This is a genomic window from Chitinophagales bacterium, assembly GCA_017303835.1.
Taxonomy (GTDB): Bacteria; Bacteroidota; Bacteroidia; order Chitinophagales; family Chitinophagaceae; genus JAFLBI01.
In genome coordinates this window covers 2556327-2574504 of record JAFLBI010000001.1, presented here as the reverse complement: position 1 = coordinate 2574504, position 18178 = coordinate 2556327, and the positions used below count along the sequence as shown (strand labels likewise).

Below are 18178 nucleotides of genomic sequence, written 5' to 3'. Positions count from 1 at the left end.
ATGTACAAGATTTTTAAATATGTGATTCGGGATATTCTGCGTAACAGAATCATGCTGGCCTATACCGCTCTGCTATTATTAGCATCCGGCAGTATTTTCAGCTTAGAAGACACAAGCGCTAAAGCTATCTTAAGCGTGTTGAATATTGTCTTACTCATCGTACCACTTGTTAGCATTGTATTTGCCACCATCTATGTATATAATAGCAATGAGTTTATTGAACTTTTGTTAAGTCAGCCCATCCAGAGAAAGAAAATATGGCTAAGCATATTTTACGGGCTATCACTATCACTTGGCCTTGCTTTCTTAGTTGGCATTGGTATTCCTGTATTGTTGTTTGAAAGAAGCTTGACTGGATTATTACTCGTTGCCAGTGGCGCTTTACTATCTGTGATATTTGCAGCCATTGCTATGTTAGCAGTTGTATTCACCAGAGACAAAGCCAAGGGAATTGGCACTGCCGTGTTGATGTGGTTATACTTCACCGTCCTATTTGACGGATTAGTTTTATTCGGCCTCTTTCAATTATCAGACTATCCTATCGAGAAGGCTATGATCATTATCAGCAGTTTAAACCCAATTGATTTATCACGCATTCTCATTCTGTTGAAACTGGACATTTCTGCACTCATGGGTTATACGGGTGCGATTTTTCAGGACTTTTTTGGAACAGCGACAGGCATGACGCTTTCCTTTGTTGCTTTGATGTTATGGATACTCATTCCCGTTGGCATATCCCTCCATAAATTCAGTAAAAAAGATTTGTAACTACCACAATACTACTCTATGGCCAAACATGATATTACAGGAAGCAGAGATATTGAATTATTGGTTACAAGCTTTTACACCCGCGTAGCCAAAGCGCCGGCTATCAATCACTTTTTTACCGAAACATCTTGGGATGCACATATGCAAACCATGGTGCGCTTTTGGGAGAACGCTTTGTTTTTTACAGGGAACTATCAGGGTAATCCTATGGAAATACATCGCCACATACATCATATCAAAAAGTTAGACAGCACACATTTTGATACCTGGCTACAATTATTTGAAGCGACAGTAAATGATTTATTTGAAGGCGAAGTCGCCAACCTAGCTAAGCAGAAAGCCAGAAATATTGCGACTGTGATGCAGATCAAGATTTTAGAAATGCAACAACAGTCGCACTACTAATTTATTTCTTCAACCCAATCTCTCTTAAACGCTCATCCAAATATTCACCTGCGGTTGCATCCGGATAGGCTTTAGGATGTTCCGCATCAATACAGCTTTCCAGACAAGCCAAACTCATCGCGCTCTTAGGATGCAGGAAGAAAGGCATGGAGAAGCGACTGGTATGCCACAATTCTCTTTTTGGATTCACCACACGGTGAGTGGTGCTGCGTAATTTATTATTGGTTAAGCGTTGTAGCATATCGCCCACATTCACCACAATCTGCTCAGGGAGCGAAGTAACGGGCACCCACTCGCCCTGTTTGGTTAGAATTTCCAAACCATCTGCAGATGCACCTACCAATAAAGTAATCAGGTTGATGTCTTCATGTTGCTCTGCACGAATCGCACTCTTAGGTTCTTTAGTGATAGGCGGATAATGGATACAACGCAGGATGGAATTACCATCTTCAATATGTTCATCAAAATAATGCTCATCTAACTCCAAGTACAAAGCAATAGCCTGCAATAAAGAGCGACCACTTTGTTCAAAATGACGATATGCGCTTTCGAGTGTGGGATTAAATGCAGCAATTTCGTTTACCTGTACATTATCCGGATACTCCCATTTCAACGGATGGTTAGCATCCACCATCTGACCAAACTGGAAAAACTCTTTCAGATCCGGCGCATCACTACCCTTTGCATGTTCGCGACCAAAACTGGTATAACCGCGTTGGCCTGCCAAACCGGCTATTTCATATTGCAATTTCTTCTCCAGTGGTAATGAAAAAAACTGCTGCACATATTCATATTGCTGACGAATCAATTCATCGGGAATACCATGATTTTTTACCGCTACAAATCCAACTTCTTCATACGCTTTACCCAGCGCTTGAACAAAAGCCTGCTTGGCTGCAGCATCACCACCGGTAAATTGCGCGAGATCAACAACGGGAATAGACATAATCAATCGTTTTAAGTGTTTCAATAAGCAACCATCAAAACGCCGAAATCCTGCTGCTATTGTGCCCATTCCGCACCAAACCTGCTTAGGCTTTGAGTCTTAACAGGTTTTAAAGAAAAATAATAGCAGAATCTTGTAGGTTTGAAACATGGTTCGTCTTGTTCTGCTCTTTCTGCTTATCAGTAGCTGTACGCCCACATGGAAAAAAATGACGGGCAGGTATCAGTTTCAATCAGCAGATGGCATGCCTAATTATAAAGACCTCCACTACTGGGCAGCACATCCATGGAAAAATGATCCTGCCGACAGTGTACCCAAACCTTTACGCAACGATTATCGGGCAGACAGCACTGCCGATGTCTTCTTCTTACATCCCACTACTTATACAGAGCCACTGAAATTGCATGGCATGAATGCTGCCATCGCTGACGCCTACACCAATGCTAAGACAGATTATACCACCATCCTTTTACAAGCAAGTATTTTCAATGCAGCGGGTAGGGTGTTTGCGCCCCGATACCGACAAGCACATATCAGTGCCTATTTTCCTATTTCCAGTGATGATAGCACAGCCGCGCTGAACGCTTTCGATACTGCGTATGCAGATATTCGCGCAGCTTTTCTTACCTACTTACAACAGTACAATCAAGGAAGACCCATCATCATTGCATCACATAGTCAGGGAACCACCCATGCCAAAAGATTATTGAAAGAGTTTTTTGATGGTAAGCTGCTACAAAACAAATTGGTTGCAGCTTATATCATCGGCATTCCTGTTGAAACCAATTATTTCAGCAAGATTCCGGTTTGCACCAATCCTAATCAAACAGGATGTATTGTTAGCTGGCGTACTTATAAAGAAGGCCATATACCTCCGCATATCACCAAAGAATCATTCAAAGCTGTTGTCACCAATCCGCTTAGCTGGGATACAGTTGCCACTAACATACCACGTACATTGAATAAGGGTGCAGTGCTCACCAATTTCAATAAAGTGATTCCAAAGATTGCCAATGCACATGTACGGGATCAAATTCTTTGGATTGACAAGCCTAAATTTTTTGGTAGTATTTTCTATACTAGTAAGAATTATCATCCCGGCGACTTAAACCTCTACTACCTCAATATCCGCGAGAACGTACAACAAAGACTGAGCGCTTTCTGGAAATAAAAGACCCGGCCAAGACCAGGTACTTTTGTTCAATGCCCCCGCATTTGCAGCAAAGTAACAAATAGAACAAAAGCGCAGATATTTCTTTTCTGTTAAGTCTTCAGGAATGCATTTCAGGTCTATACCTTTGCGAAAACAACCCACATGAGATATCTCTTGCTTTTTGTGTACAGCTTTTGTCTGATCACCATATTGCATGCGCAAGACACCACACAACAATTGGTAACAGGCAGAAAGAACCAAGCTGCACAAATGCAAAAGCCCTACCTCATTCTAATATCAGCAGATGGCTTTCGATACGATTATGCGGCTAAATACAATGCAAAAGACCTCCAGACATTAGCCAAATCTGGTGTAGCAGCAAAGAGTATGTTGCCTTCTTACCCTAGTGTGACTTTCCCTAACCACTATACTGTTGCTACAGGCTTGTATCCATCACATCATGGATTGGTGTATAACCAGTTTTACGACAGAAATCGCAAAGCCACTTACAATATGGGTGATCGCAAAGCAGTGGAAGATGGCAGTTGGTATGGCGGTATACCTATTTGGGTATTGGCCGAGCAACAAGGTATGCTGAGTGCCTCCTACCATTTCGTAGGTACTGAAGCACCGATACAAGGCGTATTACCCACTTACTGGTATAAGTTTAATGATAAAATTCCCATTGAGCAACGCATCAAACGTGTGGTTGACTGGTTGCAACTACCGGAAACAGAAAGACCACATATCATCAGTTTTTACATGAGTAATACAGACCATGCAGGTCATATGTATGGGCCCGATGCAAAAGAAACCGAAGAAGCCACTCAATTTGTGAATGATGCTGTTGCCAAACTCCATGCTGAAGTAAGCAAGCTGAATCTGCCCGTTAACTTTATTTTTCTTGCAGACCATGGCATGGCTGCGGTAGATACTGTAAACAGAATTGACTTGTACAAGCAAATTGACACCGCACAATTCATCATTAGAGGTGGCGGTACGAGTTTGCATTTGTATGCAAAAGACCCCTCTTTCATTCAGCCGATGTATGCACAACTCAAGGCGAATGCAAAAGATTATTATGTGTATTTGAAAAATGAAGCACCTGCCAGTTGGCATTATGGTGCTGCAGACGATGTGTTCAACCGCATTGGTGATATTTTCATTGCGCCTAAATATCCCCTCACCTTAACAGGCGCAGGCAGAAGAATCTCTCCGGGCGCACATGGTTATGATCCGGCTATGCCGCAGATGCATGCAAGTTTCTATGCATGGGGACCTGCTTTCAAAAAGGGGTTGGTGATTGATAGTTTCGAAAACGTACACGTCTATCCTTTGATGGCAAGGATTCTCGGACTCAATTATCAGCACAAAATAGATGGCAAACCAGAAGTGTTGGAGCAAATACTGAAGTAATCAACAAATACGCGGCAACTGTTCGCCGGTGAGATAACCTACTACCCGGTGGCCACCAATACGGCTTTTGAGCATCACTTTGCCGGGATGTGTATTCACTACTTTCCCAATGATACGTGCTGATTGACCATTGGCATCTTGCTGTAGTTGTTTCAGTACACTTTCAGCAACAGCAGCATCTACTACCAACACGAACAAACCTTCATTGGCCACATAGAGGGGATCTAATCCCAACATTTCACAAGCACCTTCCACCTGTTCATCAATCGGCAGTTGTTCTTGTTCAATGAGATAACCCAGATTGGTTTGTTCTGCCAATTCATTTAATACTGATGCCAAACCACCGCGTGTTGGATCGCGCAGAAATTTGATGGCATCACCAAACTGTTCAATTAACTGCAGAATGGTATGATTCAGATTCGTGGTATCACTTACAATATCTGTTTCAAAACTCAGGCCCTGTCTTTTGCTCATGATGGCAATACCATGTTGCGCTAATTGTCCGCTCACGATTATTACATCGCCTTCCTTCACCCGATTGTGGTGAATCGCTGCCTTAGGATGTACTACACCAATTCCTGAAGTATTGATGAAAATTTGATCACCCTTTCCCTTCTCAACAACTTTGGTATCGCCGGTAACAATCTGTACGCCTGCTTTAGCTGCTGCATTTTTGATACTAACCAACACTTCCCAGAGCGCTTCCATGCGCATACCCTCTTCAATAATAAAAGCAAGTGATAGGTATTTAGGTACAGCGCCACACATCGCGAGATCATTCACGGTTCCATTCACCGCCAATTCACCAATATTACCTCCAGGAAAAAAGATGGGAGAGATCACATAACTATCGGTACTAAAAGCCAGTTTGCCATTTAATTCAAAACTGGCACCATCATGTTGTTGATCTAATAAATCGTTCTTCAACACATCGAATACACCTGATTGCAATAATCGGTGCGTCAGCAAACCGCCACCACCATGCCCCATCGTGATGACATCGAAATCAAATTTGGGCATGGGACAAGAGAGATTCATTGCCATACTAAACGGTTTCAATTATTTCACTTACCTGTCCGCTATACTGATAATAAGCCGCACAAGCGCCTTCGCTACTCACCATAGGTGCACCGAGTGGATGCTCGGGTTTGCAACGAGTTCCAAAGTTGGGACATTGAAAAGGCTTTTTCAGTCCCTTCATAATATCTCCGCTAATACAATCCTTATTCTCCTCTGCTGCTACCAAATCAATATTGAATTTTAATCGTGCATTGTATTTCTGGTAACGGGTATTTACTTCATAGCCGCTTTGCGGGATATTGCCAATACCTCTCCATACTCGATCACTCACTGCAAATACTTGCTGAATGGTATCCTGCGCCATGCGATTACCCTCACGCTGTACACTGCGCGCATATTGATTTTCTACTTTCCATTCGCCTTTCTCTAGCTGTTGTACAGCCATTAAGATGCCTTGCAGCAAATCCACCGGTTCAAAACCTGTTACCACAATTGGTGTTTGGTATTTCTCTGCAATAGGATCATACTCTTCTGTACCCATGATGGTGCAAACATGTCCGGCAGCAAGAAAAGCATCAATCTTATTTTCAGGATCACCTAAGATGGCTTCCATGGCGGGTGGTACCAATACATGCGATGCAAGAATGCTGTAATTATGTAAGCCCAATTCGGCCGCGTGTACCACACTCAATGCATTGGCAGGTGCAGTAGTTTCAAAACCTACAGCAAAAAATACCACTTGCTTATCGGGATGCTGTTGTGCTAATTCCACTGCTTCCAAAGGTGAATACAAAATACGCACATCTGCACCCTGTGCTTTGGCTTCCAATAAGCTGATAGTACTACCAGGCACACGCAGCATATCACCGAAAGAGCACAAAATCACGTTTGGTTGCTGTGCTAGCCAAATTGCTTCATCAATCACACTAACACTGGTTACACATACTGGGCAACCGGGACCATGCACCATGGTGATTTGCTTAGGCAACATATCCAACAAGCCATTCTTTACGAGACTATGGGTTTGTCCGCCACAAATTTCCATCAAGGTCCAAGGACGTGATGTGATGCGATGCAGCTCAGCTGTATAAGCATGCACCATTTCGGGATCTCTATATTCAGATAAGAACTTCATAACAATGATTGGATGAATGAATGATAGAATGAGTGGATGGGTGAGTGATGAATTAAGAATGACTGAATGTTATTTGTTTATTGATGCGGTTTTCCGAGCTTTTGACAATATCCGAACCAAAGAATCCGCTTCATCTTTTATTATTTTTAAACCCGCTGACTGATGTATACCCGATTCCTCCAATAGTTCTAGCCAAAACAAGGTTTCATCCATTTCTTCAATAACAATGCTCAATTTGGCATAAAACTCAGCTTTTGATCTAGCCCTGCAAGTAGCGCGATAGTTTGCCGCAGCAGAGCTGGCACTTCGCAACAACTGCCTGCCCATAATACGTCCCTCATCTGTCTTATTCAATTGCCCATAGAGCTGAATAACCTGTATCGACAATTGCTTTGTTCTGTCCTTTAATACTTCTATGAAAGAACTTTTGGCTTCCATCACTTTTTCCATCAATCTACTTCGAACAGAAAAAGTATACAAATGATGATCAAAACCAGCTGCTATAAAACTACCACCCATCTTATCATTCTATCATTCTATCACTCTATCATCCTATCATTCACTCATTCACTCATTCACTCATTGTTCCAACTCTTCGACTTCCCCCATTTGCTTTAGATAATCAAACGTCTTCTTCGCCTCAGCTTCATCTACCACACTAATGGCTGCACCAACATGCACCAATACATAGTCGCCAGGCTTGGCTTCAGGAACCATATACAAATTCACTTCCTTGATGATACCACCAAAAGACACTTTTCCTTTGCGGAACAGCTCATCCAGCTGTGCAGTGATCTCAATCAATTTCCCAGGTATTGCCAGACACATAGTTGGATTGTTTATAGTTTTTTGTGTAAGCACTCATTTGCATCGCCTTTGCATGCTGCTGTTTACCAATCGCCTGCCACCAAGCCAATTGCCCAAATCCAATACATTCGTCATTTGGGCTTAACTGTTGATGAAAATGCAGTCTGCGCTTGTATTGCAACTGCTGAACAATTAAATCTGTCAGTAAAGCATTTTGAAATACACCACCACTAAAAGCCAGATCATCAATACTCAGCTGATGTGCTGCTTCTGCAATAGCTTTTACCAATGAATTAAAAAACTTCCAGGCAATAGCTGCAGGCATTTCTTTTTGTAACCAATCTTCAATCAGTTCTTCCAATAACTGCTGCCAATACCATTTACCATCTATCAAAGGCATACTGTAATAATCATAGCCTTGCTGATCATATTGTTTCGCTAATGCTTCCAGTTTCATGGCAGCTTCGCCTTCATAAGTATTCTTCGTGCATACACCCAACATACAGGAAACCGCATCAATCAATCTACCCATACTGCTAGTTTGCAATAATCCGGGTTGCTGTAATTGCTGTTGATAATAATGCCACTCCGTTTCCGTAAACAAGGATTTCAACCAATGTTGTTTTACGGGCAATGCAGCTAATAAACTCAAAGCACTCAAGCGAGGTTCTTTACTCATCTTATCACCCATCAACTGCGGGAAATAATCCAACTGCGCGATGCGCTCCATACTACCCCGCTCATACAAGAACAATTCGCCGCCCCATATTTGTTGATCATGCCCGTAACCAGTTCCATCCCAGATAAAACCAAGTACCGGATTCGCTTTATTCAATAAATTATTTTCTGCCAATACTGCGGCAAAATGTGCTTCATGATGTTGCACCAATTCAATGGGTACATGCTGATTCGTAGCGAGTTCTCTGGCAAGCAGTTGCACGCTATAACCAGGATGTGCATCGGCCAGTATAAGTGTTGGTTTAAACTGAAGCAAATCAGCTATTTGCTGATAGGTATGCGCAAAACTATCCTGCGCTTCCACGCTTGATTGATCGCCCAGAAACTGACTTACAAATAATCGGCTATTCTTCGTGATGGCAAAAGCACTTTTTAATTCTGCACCGGTTGCCAAAATTGCTTGCTGTGCATCAAAAGGAACAGGATGATAGTTGGGTGCTAATCCACGACTTCTTCTCAACAAAATTTTCTGTCCGTGATCCGTGAACTGCAGTACACTATCATCCTGTGGTGCCGTAATCATACGGTCATAGCTGATGATGGCATCCGCAAAACTCCCCAGCCAGTTTCGGGCCTGTACATCATCATACACAATCGGAGAGCCGCTGAGATTGGCACTGGTGGCCACCAGCGGTTTACCAAAGCCATCTGCAATCAATTGAAGCAGTGGCGATGGAGGCAGCATCGCGCCGATGGATGGCAGTCCTGGCGCAATAGCTGCTATAGCAAGGTTGTTTTCAGGGTTTGTTTTTATATGACACAACACAATTGGTGCTGCTTTATCCTGCAATGCATTTACTTCATAGGGCTTGAGTTGCACATCGGCCTGCAGCATATTGATGTCTGCATACAACAACGCAAAAGGTTTAGCGGGTCTTTGCTTACGCTGTCGAAGTCGGTTAATTACCAACTCATTGGTGGCATCACACAATAAGAGATAACCACCTACACCTTTAACTGCTAGTATCTTGCCTGCTTTCAGTGCATCAATCACAGCTTCAGGAACTGATTCCTGTTCCAAGCTGGCTTCACTTCCATCTGCGTGATAAAAATGCAGCTGAATGGCACAATTGGGACAAGAATTGGTTTGACTATGATACCTTCTATTATGCAGGCTGTTGTATTCCTCATCACAGGCCATGCAGGTATCCAATGATGCCATCGTTGTAGCAGCACGATCGTAAGGAACAGATTGAATAATAGAATAACGCGGACCGCAATGCACACAGGTAGTAAAAGCATATTGATAACGCCTGTTATCCGTATCGCGAAGTTCTCGCTTGCAAGCAGCACAAGGTGCGATATCAGGTGTAATCAATATATCTGTTGCTGCCCCGGCATGACTCTCAATAATGTAAAAACCTTCATTTAAAGGCAGATTGGTTTGCTGCATAGCAGCATCTGTAATCAGCGCCATTGCAGGTGGATGCAAAACCAATTCATGAAAAAAAGCATGTACCGTATCCTCATCACCCATACAATCAATATGCACCCCGTCTGAACCATTACAGACAGTACCACTAACACCCAGTTGTACCGCCAAACGATGCACATGCGGGCGAAAGCCTACGCCTTGTACCTGACCGGTGATATGGATATGATAGGTCTGCATACATTATGCGGGTTGCAATACTTTACTTTTCAGCCATTCATACCAGGCTGTCATTCCTTCCCCACTCATACAACTCAGTTCAATGATTTCTAATGATGGATTTACTTGTCGGGCATACTGCTTTGCCTTATCCACATCAAAGCGTACATAGGGCAGCAGATCAATTTTATTGATGATGCAAAGCGTAGAGGAGTGAAACATATCCGGATATTTCAGCGGCTTATCCTCACCTTCAGTTACACTAATCACCACTACACGTTCTGCTTCGCCAAGATCAAACATGGCCGGGCAAACCAGATTGCCCACATTCTCAATAAATAAAACAGAATCTGCTTCCAGCTTCATACCCTGCACCGCATGCAGTACCATATGCGCATCCAGGTGACAACCCTTGCCGGTATTGATTTGTGTTACTTTGGTACCTGTTGCATGAATACGATCTGCATCATTGGTTGTTTGCTGATCGCCCTCAATCACAGCGAAGCTGAGCTCACCTTTCATATCTGTAAGCGTTCGCTCTAATAAGCTGGTTTTACCTGAACCCGGTGAACTCACCAGATTCAATGCAAGAATATTGCGGCCCTCAAAAAATCCGCGGTTACGCTGGGCCAATAGATTGTTCTCGTGAAGAATATCCTTCTCCACCTCCACAATTTTTTTACCGGATGCATGAGTATGATCATGCCCATGATGATGATGCGATTCAGGACCGCATCCACAGGTTGCACACATAACAGAACATTTAAGATCACGATGCCGTATCAGGCACCAATAAGGTTTTTACACTCAATTCCTTTCCACTCAGTATGTCTACCAGCTGGCTATCGCAAGCAGGGCAAGCATCATATAACTGTTGCATGGGGAACTCAGTAGCACAATCCAGACATCTTCCCTTGCCCGGAATGCGATTTACCTGACGCACTGCATGTTGCAGTACTGTATTCTTTACGCCTTGTTGCCAGGCAAAATCAAAAGAATCCATTTCCACATTACTAAGTACACCTATATCCAATTCAATTTCATCTACTATGGACGCACCATTGCGATTCGCTTCTTTGGTAGCGATCTGCACAATGCTCATCACAATAGAGAGTTCATGCATATTTATACTGTTCTCTTTTTTCTACGCTCACGCATAATCAACACAATCGCTGCAGTCATCACGCCTAGTGTAATGATAGCATGTTGTGGTTCAATGAAATAGTGAATGATGGTATAACCATCATGTTCACCATGTCCGGGATGTGCCATTGCGAACAAAGGCAGGACGGCTGTTGTAAGGGCAAGCAATCGCTTCATATGATAGCTGTTTTAACTATGATTGGTTATTCAAAGTAGAAATATTCTGTAGCGGGAAACATGATAAAAATCACTTTGAACAATGATAATGCTCATACACTATCGTAAAAGAGATGTCTACTTTACAATACCCTTTTTATCCCTTAAAACAACCAACATGTCTAACGAGATTGCCACTCGAAAGCCACCTACTTATTATGAAGAGGTGCAAAACAAAGGATATAGCCGCCGCGACTTTCTGCAGTTTGCGAGTATGATGGCTGCGTTCATCGGTCTGGAAAGTAACGCCATTGGTCAGGTAGCCAAAGCCATGGAAACCAAACCGCGTGTGCCTGTTATCTGGTTGCATTTTCAGGAATGCACCTGTTGCAGTGAGAGCTTTATCCGCTCTTCTCACCCCATCGTTGCAGATATATTATTAGATAAAATCTCACTCGATTATACAGAGACACTAATGGCTGCATCTGGTTTTCAAGCAGAAGAAGCCATGCACAATACCATGAAGAAATACAAAGGAGAATACATTCTTTGTGTGGAAGGCAGTGTACCTACTAAAGCAGATGGTGTCTATTGCATGATTGGTGGTAAAACATCTTTACAGATTCTGGAAGAAGCTGCTGAGAATGCCAAAGCAGTAATTGCTTGGGGTAGTTGCGCCAGCAATGGTTGCGTACAAGCTGCCAAGCCAAACCCTACTTCAGCTACACCGATACATAAATTAGTGAAGGGCAAGCCCGTGATCAAAGTGCCTGGTTGTCCGCCCATTGGCGAAGTAATGGCTGGTGTGATTGTGCACCTCATCACCTTCGATCGTATTCCTGAACTGGATTCACTTGGCCGACCAAAAGCCTTCTATAGCAAGCGTGTACACGATACTTGCTATCGCCGTCCATTCTATGATGCAGGTCTGTACGTAGAAAGTTTTGATGATGAGAATGCGAAAAAGGGTTACTGCTTGTACAAAGTGGGTTGTAAAGGGCCATCTACCTATAATGCCTGCGGCGTGATGAAGTGGAACAACGGTACCAGCTTCCCTATTCAGTCGGGCCACGGCTGTATTGGCTGCAGTGAAGAAAACTATTGGGATAATGGTCGCCTCTACGACCGCGCATCTTCTTTTGCAGGTTTTGGTATTGAAGCCAATGCAGACACATTTGGTAAAGTAGCACTGGGTGTTACTGCTGCTGCAATGGCAGGCCATGCAGTGATGACCAATGTGCGCAAGAAGAAATTGATTCGCACCCTTGAAGACGAGGGTAAGCAAAGTGAACAAGAACTCAAATCCTGATTAACCCTTCATTCACAGCCATATGAGTAAAAGAATTGTAGTAGATCCCATTACGAGGATTGAAGGCCATTTGCGCGTAGAAGCAGATATCGAAAATGGTAAGATCAAAGATGCCTATAGCAGCGGTACCATGGTACGCCTGCTGGAAGAAATATTGCGTGGCCGCGATCCCAGAGACGCCTGGGCTTTTGTAGGCCGTGTGTGCGGCGTGTGTACGTCTATCCACTCGCTCGTTTCAGTGAGAACAGTAGAAGATGCTTTGGGCATTAAAGTACCACCTAATGCAGAGCTAGTACGTAATATTATGTATTGTGCTTTGTACATGCACGATCACGTAGTGCACTTCTATCACCTGCACGCAATGGACTGGGTAGATGTGGTGAATGCACTGAAAGCAGATCCGAAAAAAACATCTGAGCTTGCACAAAGTATTTCCAAATGGCCTAAAAGCTCTGTTGGTTATTTCTCTGATGTACAAAACCGCGTTAAGAAATTTGTTGAGAGCGGACAGCTCGGCATTTTCGCAAATGGTTATTGGGGACACCCAGCATACAAACTTCCTGCAGAAGTAAACTTGCTTGCTTTAGCACACTATCTGGAAGCCTTAGAGTGGCAGAAGGAAATTGTGAAAGTGCATGCCATCTTCGGAGGTAAGAACCCCCACCCTAATTACTTGGTAGGTGGTATGGCTTGCGCGATTGGTATCGATGATGTAAGTGGTATCAATGCAGAAAGACTGGCTTATGTGCAACACCTGATGGAAGAAGGTCAGCGCTTTATTGAGCAAGTCTATATTCCAGATTTGATGGCCATTGCTTCTTTTTATAAAGATTGGGGCGCTATTGGTGGTGGCTTAGGTAATTATTTGGCCTATGGCGATTTGCCTTGGAATGGATTTGGTGATACGGCTTCATATAAGTTTCCTTCAGGTGCCATTCTGAATAAAGACATCAGCAAAGTGCATGATGTAGATCTGCGCAAAGAAGACGAGATTCAGGAATTCATCAATCACTCTTGGTATTCTTACAAAGGTGGCGATAATGTAGGGCTGCACCCATGGAAAGGTGAAAGTGTGATTAACTACACCGGACCAAAACCACCATTTGAACACTTAGATACCACACAGAAATATAGCTACCTGAAAACACCACGTTGGAAGGGACATGCGATGGAAGTTGGTCCGCTCGCACGCGTGCTGATTGGTTATGCAAGAGGCAGAGAAGAGTTCAAAGAAGTTGTTGACAAAGCTTTGACTGATTTGAATGTACCTGTTACAGCCTTGTTCAGCACATTGGGTAGAACAGCAGCGCGTGGTTTAGAATGTCAGCTGGCAGCGAGATGGGGTATGGATTTCTTCAATCAACTGATCACCAATATCAAAAATGGTGATACCAGAATGGCTGATACCAGCAAGTTCGATCCATCTACTTGGCCTAAGCAAGCCATAGGTGTTGGTTACGGAGAAGCACCTCGTGGAGCACTCGCACACTGGATCAATATCGAGGATACGAAGATTGCAAACTATCAATTAGTGGTTCCTACTACCTGGAATGCATCACCAAGAGATGGTAAGGGTCAGATGTCGGCTTATGAATCATCCCTGATTGACACTCCGGTTGCAGATGAAAAACTGCCACTGGAAATTATCAGAACCATTCACAGCTTCGATCCATGTATGGCCTGCAGCGTACACCTCTATGATGAACATGGTACAACCGTAAGCCGCATTCAGGTATTGGGCGATTAATTCACACGAAACATGCCAAACATGAAAACGAAATATTTACATGTGCACCGCCTGCGTCGTGTGTATGTATGGGAATTACCCGTACGCTATTATCACTGGCTGAATGCAGGTGCCATTATCGTACTCATCATTACCGGTTTTTTTATTGGTGACCCGCTTGCATTGCAAAGCAAGGAAGAAGCTTCCAACCGTTTTCTCATGGGTTGGGTACGTGCTATTCACTTCTTCGCAGCCTATATCTTTTTCTTCAATTTCTTATTCCGTTTATACTGGGGATTTGTAGGTAATAAATATGCCAACTGGAAACAGTTCATTCCTACATCGAAGAAATTCTTCAAAGAAATGTGGACTGTCTTCAAAATCGATATCCTCATGATGCGTGGCAAAGAACATATCAGTATTGGCCACAACGCCATGGCGGGATTCATTTACTTCCTCACATTCTGGGCTTTTCTCATTCAATGCTTAACAGGCTTTGGCCTCTACGCATCTATGGGCACCTGGTGGTTACCCAAACTCTTTGCATGGGTGCCTGCCATGTTTGGTGGCGATATCATGACCAGACAAATTCACCATTGGGCCATGTGGTTCTTCATCCTGTTTGCTGTGATTCACGTATATCTGGTATTCTACCATGATTATGTAGAAGGTCGCGGTGAAATCAGCAGCATGGGCGGTGGCTGGAAATTTATTGAAGAAGAAGTTTTTGAAAATGAAGAGCACCACACGCCAAATATTGTAGAAAAGAAATCATGATGCAAACACGCAATCCACATATACTGATCATGGGCATCGGGAATTACCTGATGGGCGATGAAGGTGTAGGCGTTCAGGCTGCAAGACATTTACAGCAAATGGAATTGCCAGTTGATGTAGAAGTATTGGATGGCGGCACTGGTGGCTTTCATCTGTTGGAGTACTTTGAGTCTTACGAGACAGTAATCCTGATTGATGCCACACTGGACGAACGCCCACCCGGCACCATTCGCTTAATAGAGCCTAGATTTGCCTCAGATTTTCCGCGCGCCATGAGCACCCATGATATTGGCTTACGCGATATGGTGAATGCATTACAGCTGCTGGATAAAATGCCGCATATCTATCTCTTTGTAGTCAGCATTGAAACCATTCAGCAACAAGGTATCACACTCACACCTGAAATAGAAAGGGTGATGCCTTTGTTGTTACAGCAAATACTGCGACTAACCCATAAACTTCAATACAAGGAAACGGTAGATGAGATTGCTACCGCTACATAAACTTCCTCTTCCATTACTTCATAGCAGAACAAAGAAGAGAAAACCCCGTTGTCTAGCGGGGTTCTTTATTTAGTTTCCATATACACTCAGGAACTTAATACGCATGATCTTCAGCTGCTCCCAGGTAAAGTCGAATTCGCTTAACTCCTGCTGGGCAATTTGCAGAGAGGATGTTTCACAGCTCTTGAAGTATTCAATGATTTCTTCCTGATCATTATCGTCTAACCATTCTTCAATAGCATAATCCAGATTCAACTTGGTACCACTTGCCGCGATAGTTTCCATCTCCTCTAACAATTCATCTAAACGAAGACTTTTGTTTTTGGCAATGGTTTCTAATGGAATCTTCTTATCAACGTTTTGAATGATGTAGATCTTATTGCTGCTTTTGTTGGCCACACTCTTCATTACAAAATCATCCGGCTTCACAATATCATTCTCTTCAACATACTTAGCCACCAACTCTACAAAAGGCTTACCATACTTCAAAGCCTTACCCTTACTCACACCCTGGCATTTTTCCAATTCAGCCAAAGTGGTTGGATAAAGCGTTGCCATATCCTGCAAAGAAGTTTCGAGGAAGATCACAAACGGCGGCAGACTCTTGCGCTTGGCTTCTTTCTGACGCAGCTCTTTCAACATTTCAAATAGTGCATTGTCTGCAGCTGCTCCAGGCTGAGTAGCATTTTCTGTTTCATCATCGTCTTCATTCGCATCTTCAAATAAATTGTTCAGCACAATCTTGAAAGATGCAGGCTTTTTGATGAATTGAGTACCCTTATCTGTCAGCTTCAGCAAGCCGTATTCCTCAATATCTTTTCTGATCAGGTTTTCCAGCAGCATTTGTCTAACCAGACTATTCCAGAAATGACTTTCTTGTTCTTTACCAATACCAAACTCTGGCAAGCCTTCGTGACGGAACATGGTGATCTGCGGGGTGTTTTTACCCATCACCACATTGATCACATATTCAGTGGTAAATCTTTCATCCAAAGCCTTCACCACTTTCAGCACTTTCACTACTTCCTGTTTGGCTTCAATCTTTTCTTTCGGATGTTTACAGTTATCGCAGTTGCCACAATTCTGCACATTCCAGTCCTCACCGAAATAGTGCAACAATATTTTTCTTCTACAAACACTGCTCTCTGCGTAAGCGACTGTTTCATTAATCAACTGCGCACCTACTTCTCTTTCACTCAAAGGCTTATCACGCATTAAATGTTCGAGCTTAGCTACATCTTTATGCGAGTAGTACAGAATACAATTGCCTTCTAATCCATCACGTCCGGCACGACCGGTTTCCTGATAATAATTTTCAATCGACTTTGGGATATTGTAGTGAATCACAAAGCGGATATCGGGTTTATCGATGCCCATACCGAATGCGATAGTAGCCACAATCACCTGTACATCTTCATTCAAGAATTGATCTTGTCTTTCTGCACGCAGCTTTTGATCTAAACCAGCGTGGTAAGCAACAGCTTTGATATTATTCGCCACCAGTACTTCTGCCAGTTCTTCTGTCGTCTTTCTGTTGAGTGTATAGATGATACCGCTCTTGCCTTTATGCTGCGATATGTATTTCACAATACTCTTCACCGTTTGCTCTTTCTTAATCTTTGGCTGAATCTCGTAGTAGAGATTGGTACGATTGAAAGAGGAAATGAAAATATTGGGATTACGCAGATCCAGATTCTTCACAATATCACTCTGCACTTTAGGTGTAGCAGTTGCAGTTAAAGCAATCACCGGAATATCGGGGTTGATGGTATCCATCATCTCGCGCAAGCGGCGGTATTCAGGTCTGAAATCGTGGCCCCACTCTGAAATACAGTGTGCTTCATCCACTGCAAAGAAGGAAATGGTGAGGTCAGCAAACAGTTCTAAGTTTTCCTGCTTGGTTAATGTTTCTGGTGCTACGTATAACAATTTGGTTGTGCCACTAATCAGGTCTTCCTTCACAGTTTTAATCTGGCTCTTTGTAAGAGATGAGTTCAGGAAATGCGCCACATCATCTTTTTCGGAATAGCTGCGTACCAGATCTACCTGGTTTTTCATCAGGGCTATCAGGGGCGATACAATGATCGCACAGCCTGGCATCAGCATGGCTGGTAGCTGGTAGCAAAGGCTTTTGCCGCCACCAGTGGGCATGATCACGAATGTATCCTGTCCGGAAAGCAAGCTTTGAATGGCTTCTTCCTGTCTGCCTTTAAATTCAGAAAACCCGAAATATTCCTGTAAACCAGCATAAATATCATATTCCACAGTGCTCTTAGGCAAGGCTGCACGCACAACTTTTGTCGTTCTTGCTGTTCTTACTGTGGTTGTTTTGGGTTTTTTCGTTGTCGCCTTCTTCGTCGTCGTTGTCATCAATCAAATCAGTTTCGCCTCTACGGGGGTCATGAACAATTATTATAAGTTACGTCATTTTCCGGAAGAAGGCGCTACTATTTTGTTGAGCGAAACTCCGCCGGACCTGACGGATATCTAAACACAAAACGGAGTTTTTCGTTGCAAAAACCCGCAATTTTTTGAAGGACGGCGAAGTTAATAAAGTTGACAGGGAATTAGCGGGCTGTATTGTT

18 protein-coding genes are annotated in these 18178 nt (G+C 43.2%); 8 read left to right on the top strand and 10 right to left on the bottom strand.

Annotated features, from left to right (window positions below):
* Both J0L83_11640 and J0L83_11635 read left to right on the top strand, forming a co-directional pair.
* Positions 1 to 768 (top strand): ABC transporter permease subunit, encoded by a 768-nt coding sequence (locus tag J0L83_11640; GenBank protein MBN8665222.1) that lies wholly within the window; start codon positions 1 to 3, stop codon positions 766 to 768.
* Between the two features lie 18 nt (positions 769 to 786).
* Positions 787 to 1173, top strand: coding sequence for a group III truncated hemoglobin (locus J0L83_11635; protein ID MBN8665221.1), 387 nt, complete (start codon positions 787 to 789; stop codon positions 1171 to 1173).
* A gap of 1 nt (position 1174) precedes the next feature.
* Here J0L83_11635 and J0L83_11630 read toward each other — a convergent pair whose 3' ends face one another.
* Positions 1175 to 2119, bottom strand: a complete 945-nt coding sequence (locus J0L83_11630) for an isopenicillin N synthase family oxygenase (GenBank protein MBN8665220.1) — start codon at positions 2117 to 2119, stop codon at positions 1175 to 1177.
* Positions 2120 to 2267: 148 nt separating this feature from the next.
* Between J0L83_11630 and J0L83_11625 the strand changes: the two genes are divergently transcribed.
* Positions 2268 to 3290 carry a DUF3089 domain-containing protein gene (locus J0L83_11625; protein ID MBN8665219.1) on the top strand — a complete coding sequence of 341 codons (1023 nt, stop codon included), beginning with the start codon at positions 2268 to 2270 and terminating at the stop codon, positions 3288 to 3290.
* 144 nt (positions 3291 to 3434) lie between these two features.
* Positions 3435 to 4688 carry an alkaline phosphatase family protein gene (locus tag J0L83_11620; GenBank protein MBN8665218.1) on the top strand — a complete coding sequence of 418 codons (1254 nt, stop codon included), beginning with the start codon at positions 3435 to 3437 and terminating at the stop codon, positions 4686 to 4688.
* Here J0L83_11620 and hypE read toward each other — a convergent pair whose 3' ends face one another.
* The 8 genes from hypE to J0L83_11580 all read right to left on the bottom strand — a co-directional run bounded on the left by hypE (position 4689) and on the right by J0L83_11580 (position 11299).
* Positions 4689 to 5726 carry a hydrogenase expression/formation protein HypE gene (hypE, locus tag J0L83_11615; protein ID MBN8665217.1) on the bottom strand — a complete coding sequence of 346 codons (1038 nt, stop codon included), beginning with the start codon at positions 5724 to 5726 and terminating at the stop codon, positions 4689 to 4691. It abuts the gene before it with no gap.
* A gap of 7 nt (positions 5727 to 5733) precedes the next feature.
* Positions 5734 to 6843, bottom strand: coding sequence for a hydrogenase formation protein HypD (gene hypD, locus J0L83_11610; protein ID MBN8665216.1), 1110 nt, complete (start codon positions 6841 to 6843; stop codon positions 5734 to 5736).
* 69 nt (positions 6844 to 6912) lie between these two features.
* Positions 6913 to 7293 carry a four helix bundle protein gene (locus J0L83_11605; GenBank protein MBN8665215.1) on the bottom strand — a complete coding sequence of 127 codons (381 nt, stop codon included), beginning with the start codon at positions 7291 to 7293 and terminating at the stop codon, positions 6913 to 6915.
* A gap of 129 nt (positions 7294 to 7422) precedes the next feature.
* Positions 7423 to 7671, bottom strand: coding sequence for a HypC/HybG/HupF family hydrogenase formation chaperone (locus tag J0L83_11600; GenBank protein ID MBN8665214.1), 249 nt, complete (start codon positions 7669 to 7671; stop codon positions 7423 to 7425).
* Complete coding sequence (hypF, locus tag J0L83_11595) at positions 7640 to 10000, bottom strand: carbamoyltransferase HypF (GenBank protein MBN8665213.1); 2361 nt, start codon at positions 9998 to 10000, stop codon at positions 7640 to 7642. The genes J0L83_11600 and hypF overlap by 32 nt, the downstream gene beginning before the upstream one ends.
* 3 nt (positions 10001 to 10003) lie before the next feature.
* Positions 10004 to 10732: a hydrogenase nickel incorporation protein HypB gene (gene hypB, locus J0L83_11590; protein ID MBN8665212.1), complete on the bottom strand. Its 729-nt coding sequence runs from the start codon at positions 10730 to 10732 to the stop codon at positions 10004 to 10006.
* Positions 10733 to 10748: 16 nt separating this feature from the next.
* The gene (locus tag J0L83_11585) at positions 10749 to 11102 is read right to left on the bottom strand and encodes a hydrogenase maturation nickel metallochaperone HypA (GenBank protein MBN8665211.1); all 354 of its coding nucleotides are present in this window, start codon (positions 11100 to 11102) and stop codon (positions 10749 to 10751) included.
* A 2-nt stretch (positions 11103 to 11104) separates the two neighbouring features.
* Complete coding sequence (locus J0L83_11580; protein MBN8665210.1) at positions 11105 to 11299, bottom strand: hypothetical protein; 195 nt, start codon at positions 11297 to 11299, stop codon at positions 11105 to 11107.
* A 157-nt stretch (positions 11300 to 11456) separates the two neighbouring features.
* Here J0L83_11580 and J0L83_11575 point away from each other — a divergent pair, with 157 nt between their 5' ends.
* The 4 genes from J0L83_11575 to J0L83_11560 are packed head-to-tail and all read left to right on the top strand — an operon-like array spanning position 11457 to position 15593.
* The gene (locus J0L83_11575; GenBank protein MBN8665209.1) at positions 11457 to 12587 is read left to right on the top strand and encodes a hydrogenase small subunit; all 1131 of its coding nucleotides are present in this window, start codon (positions 11457 to 11459) and stop codon (positions 12585 to 12587) included.
* A gap of 22 nt (positions 12588 to 12609) precedes the next feature.
* Entirely contained in the window at positions 12610 to 14334 is a 1725-nt protein-coding gene (locus tag J0L83_11570; protein ID MBN8665208.1) for a nickel-dependent hydrogenase large subunit, read from the top strand.
* 21 nt (positions 14335 to 14355) lie between these two features.
* The gene (cybH, locus tag J0L83_11565; protein MBN8665207.1) at positions 14356 to 15090 is read left to right on the top strand and encodes a Ni/Fe-hydrogenase, b-type cytochrome subunit; all 735 of its coding nucleotides are present in this window, start codon (positions 14356 to 14358) and stop codon (positions 15088 to 15090) included.
* Positions 15090 to 15593 carry a hydrogenase maturation protease gene (locus tag J0L83_11560; protein ID MBN8665206.1) on the top strand — a complete coding sequence of 168 codons (504 nt, stop codon included), beginning with the start codon at positions 15090 to 15092 and terminating at the stop codon, positions 15591 to 15593. The genes cybH and J0L83_11560 overlap by 1 nt, the downstream gene beginning before the upstream one ends.
* Before the next feature lie 69 nt (positions 15594 to 15662).
* Here J0L83_11560 and recQ read toward each other — a convergent pair whose 3' ends face one another.
* Positions 15663 to 17963 (bottom strand): DNA helicase RecQ, encoded by a 2301-nt coding sequence (recQ, locus tag J0L83_11555; GenBank protein MBN8665205.1) that lies wholly within the window; start codon positions 17961 to 17963, stop codon positions 15663 to 15665.
* Between the last annotated feature and the right edge of the window lie 215 nt (positions 17964 to 18178).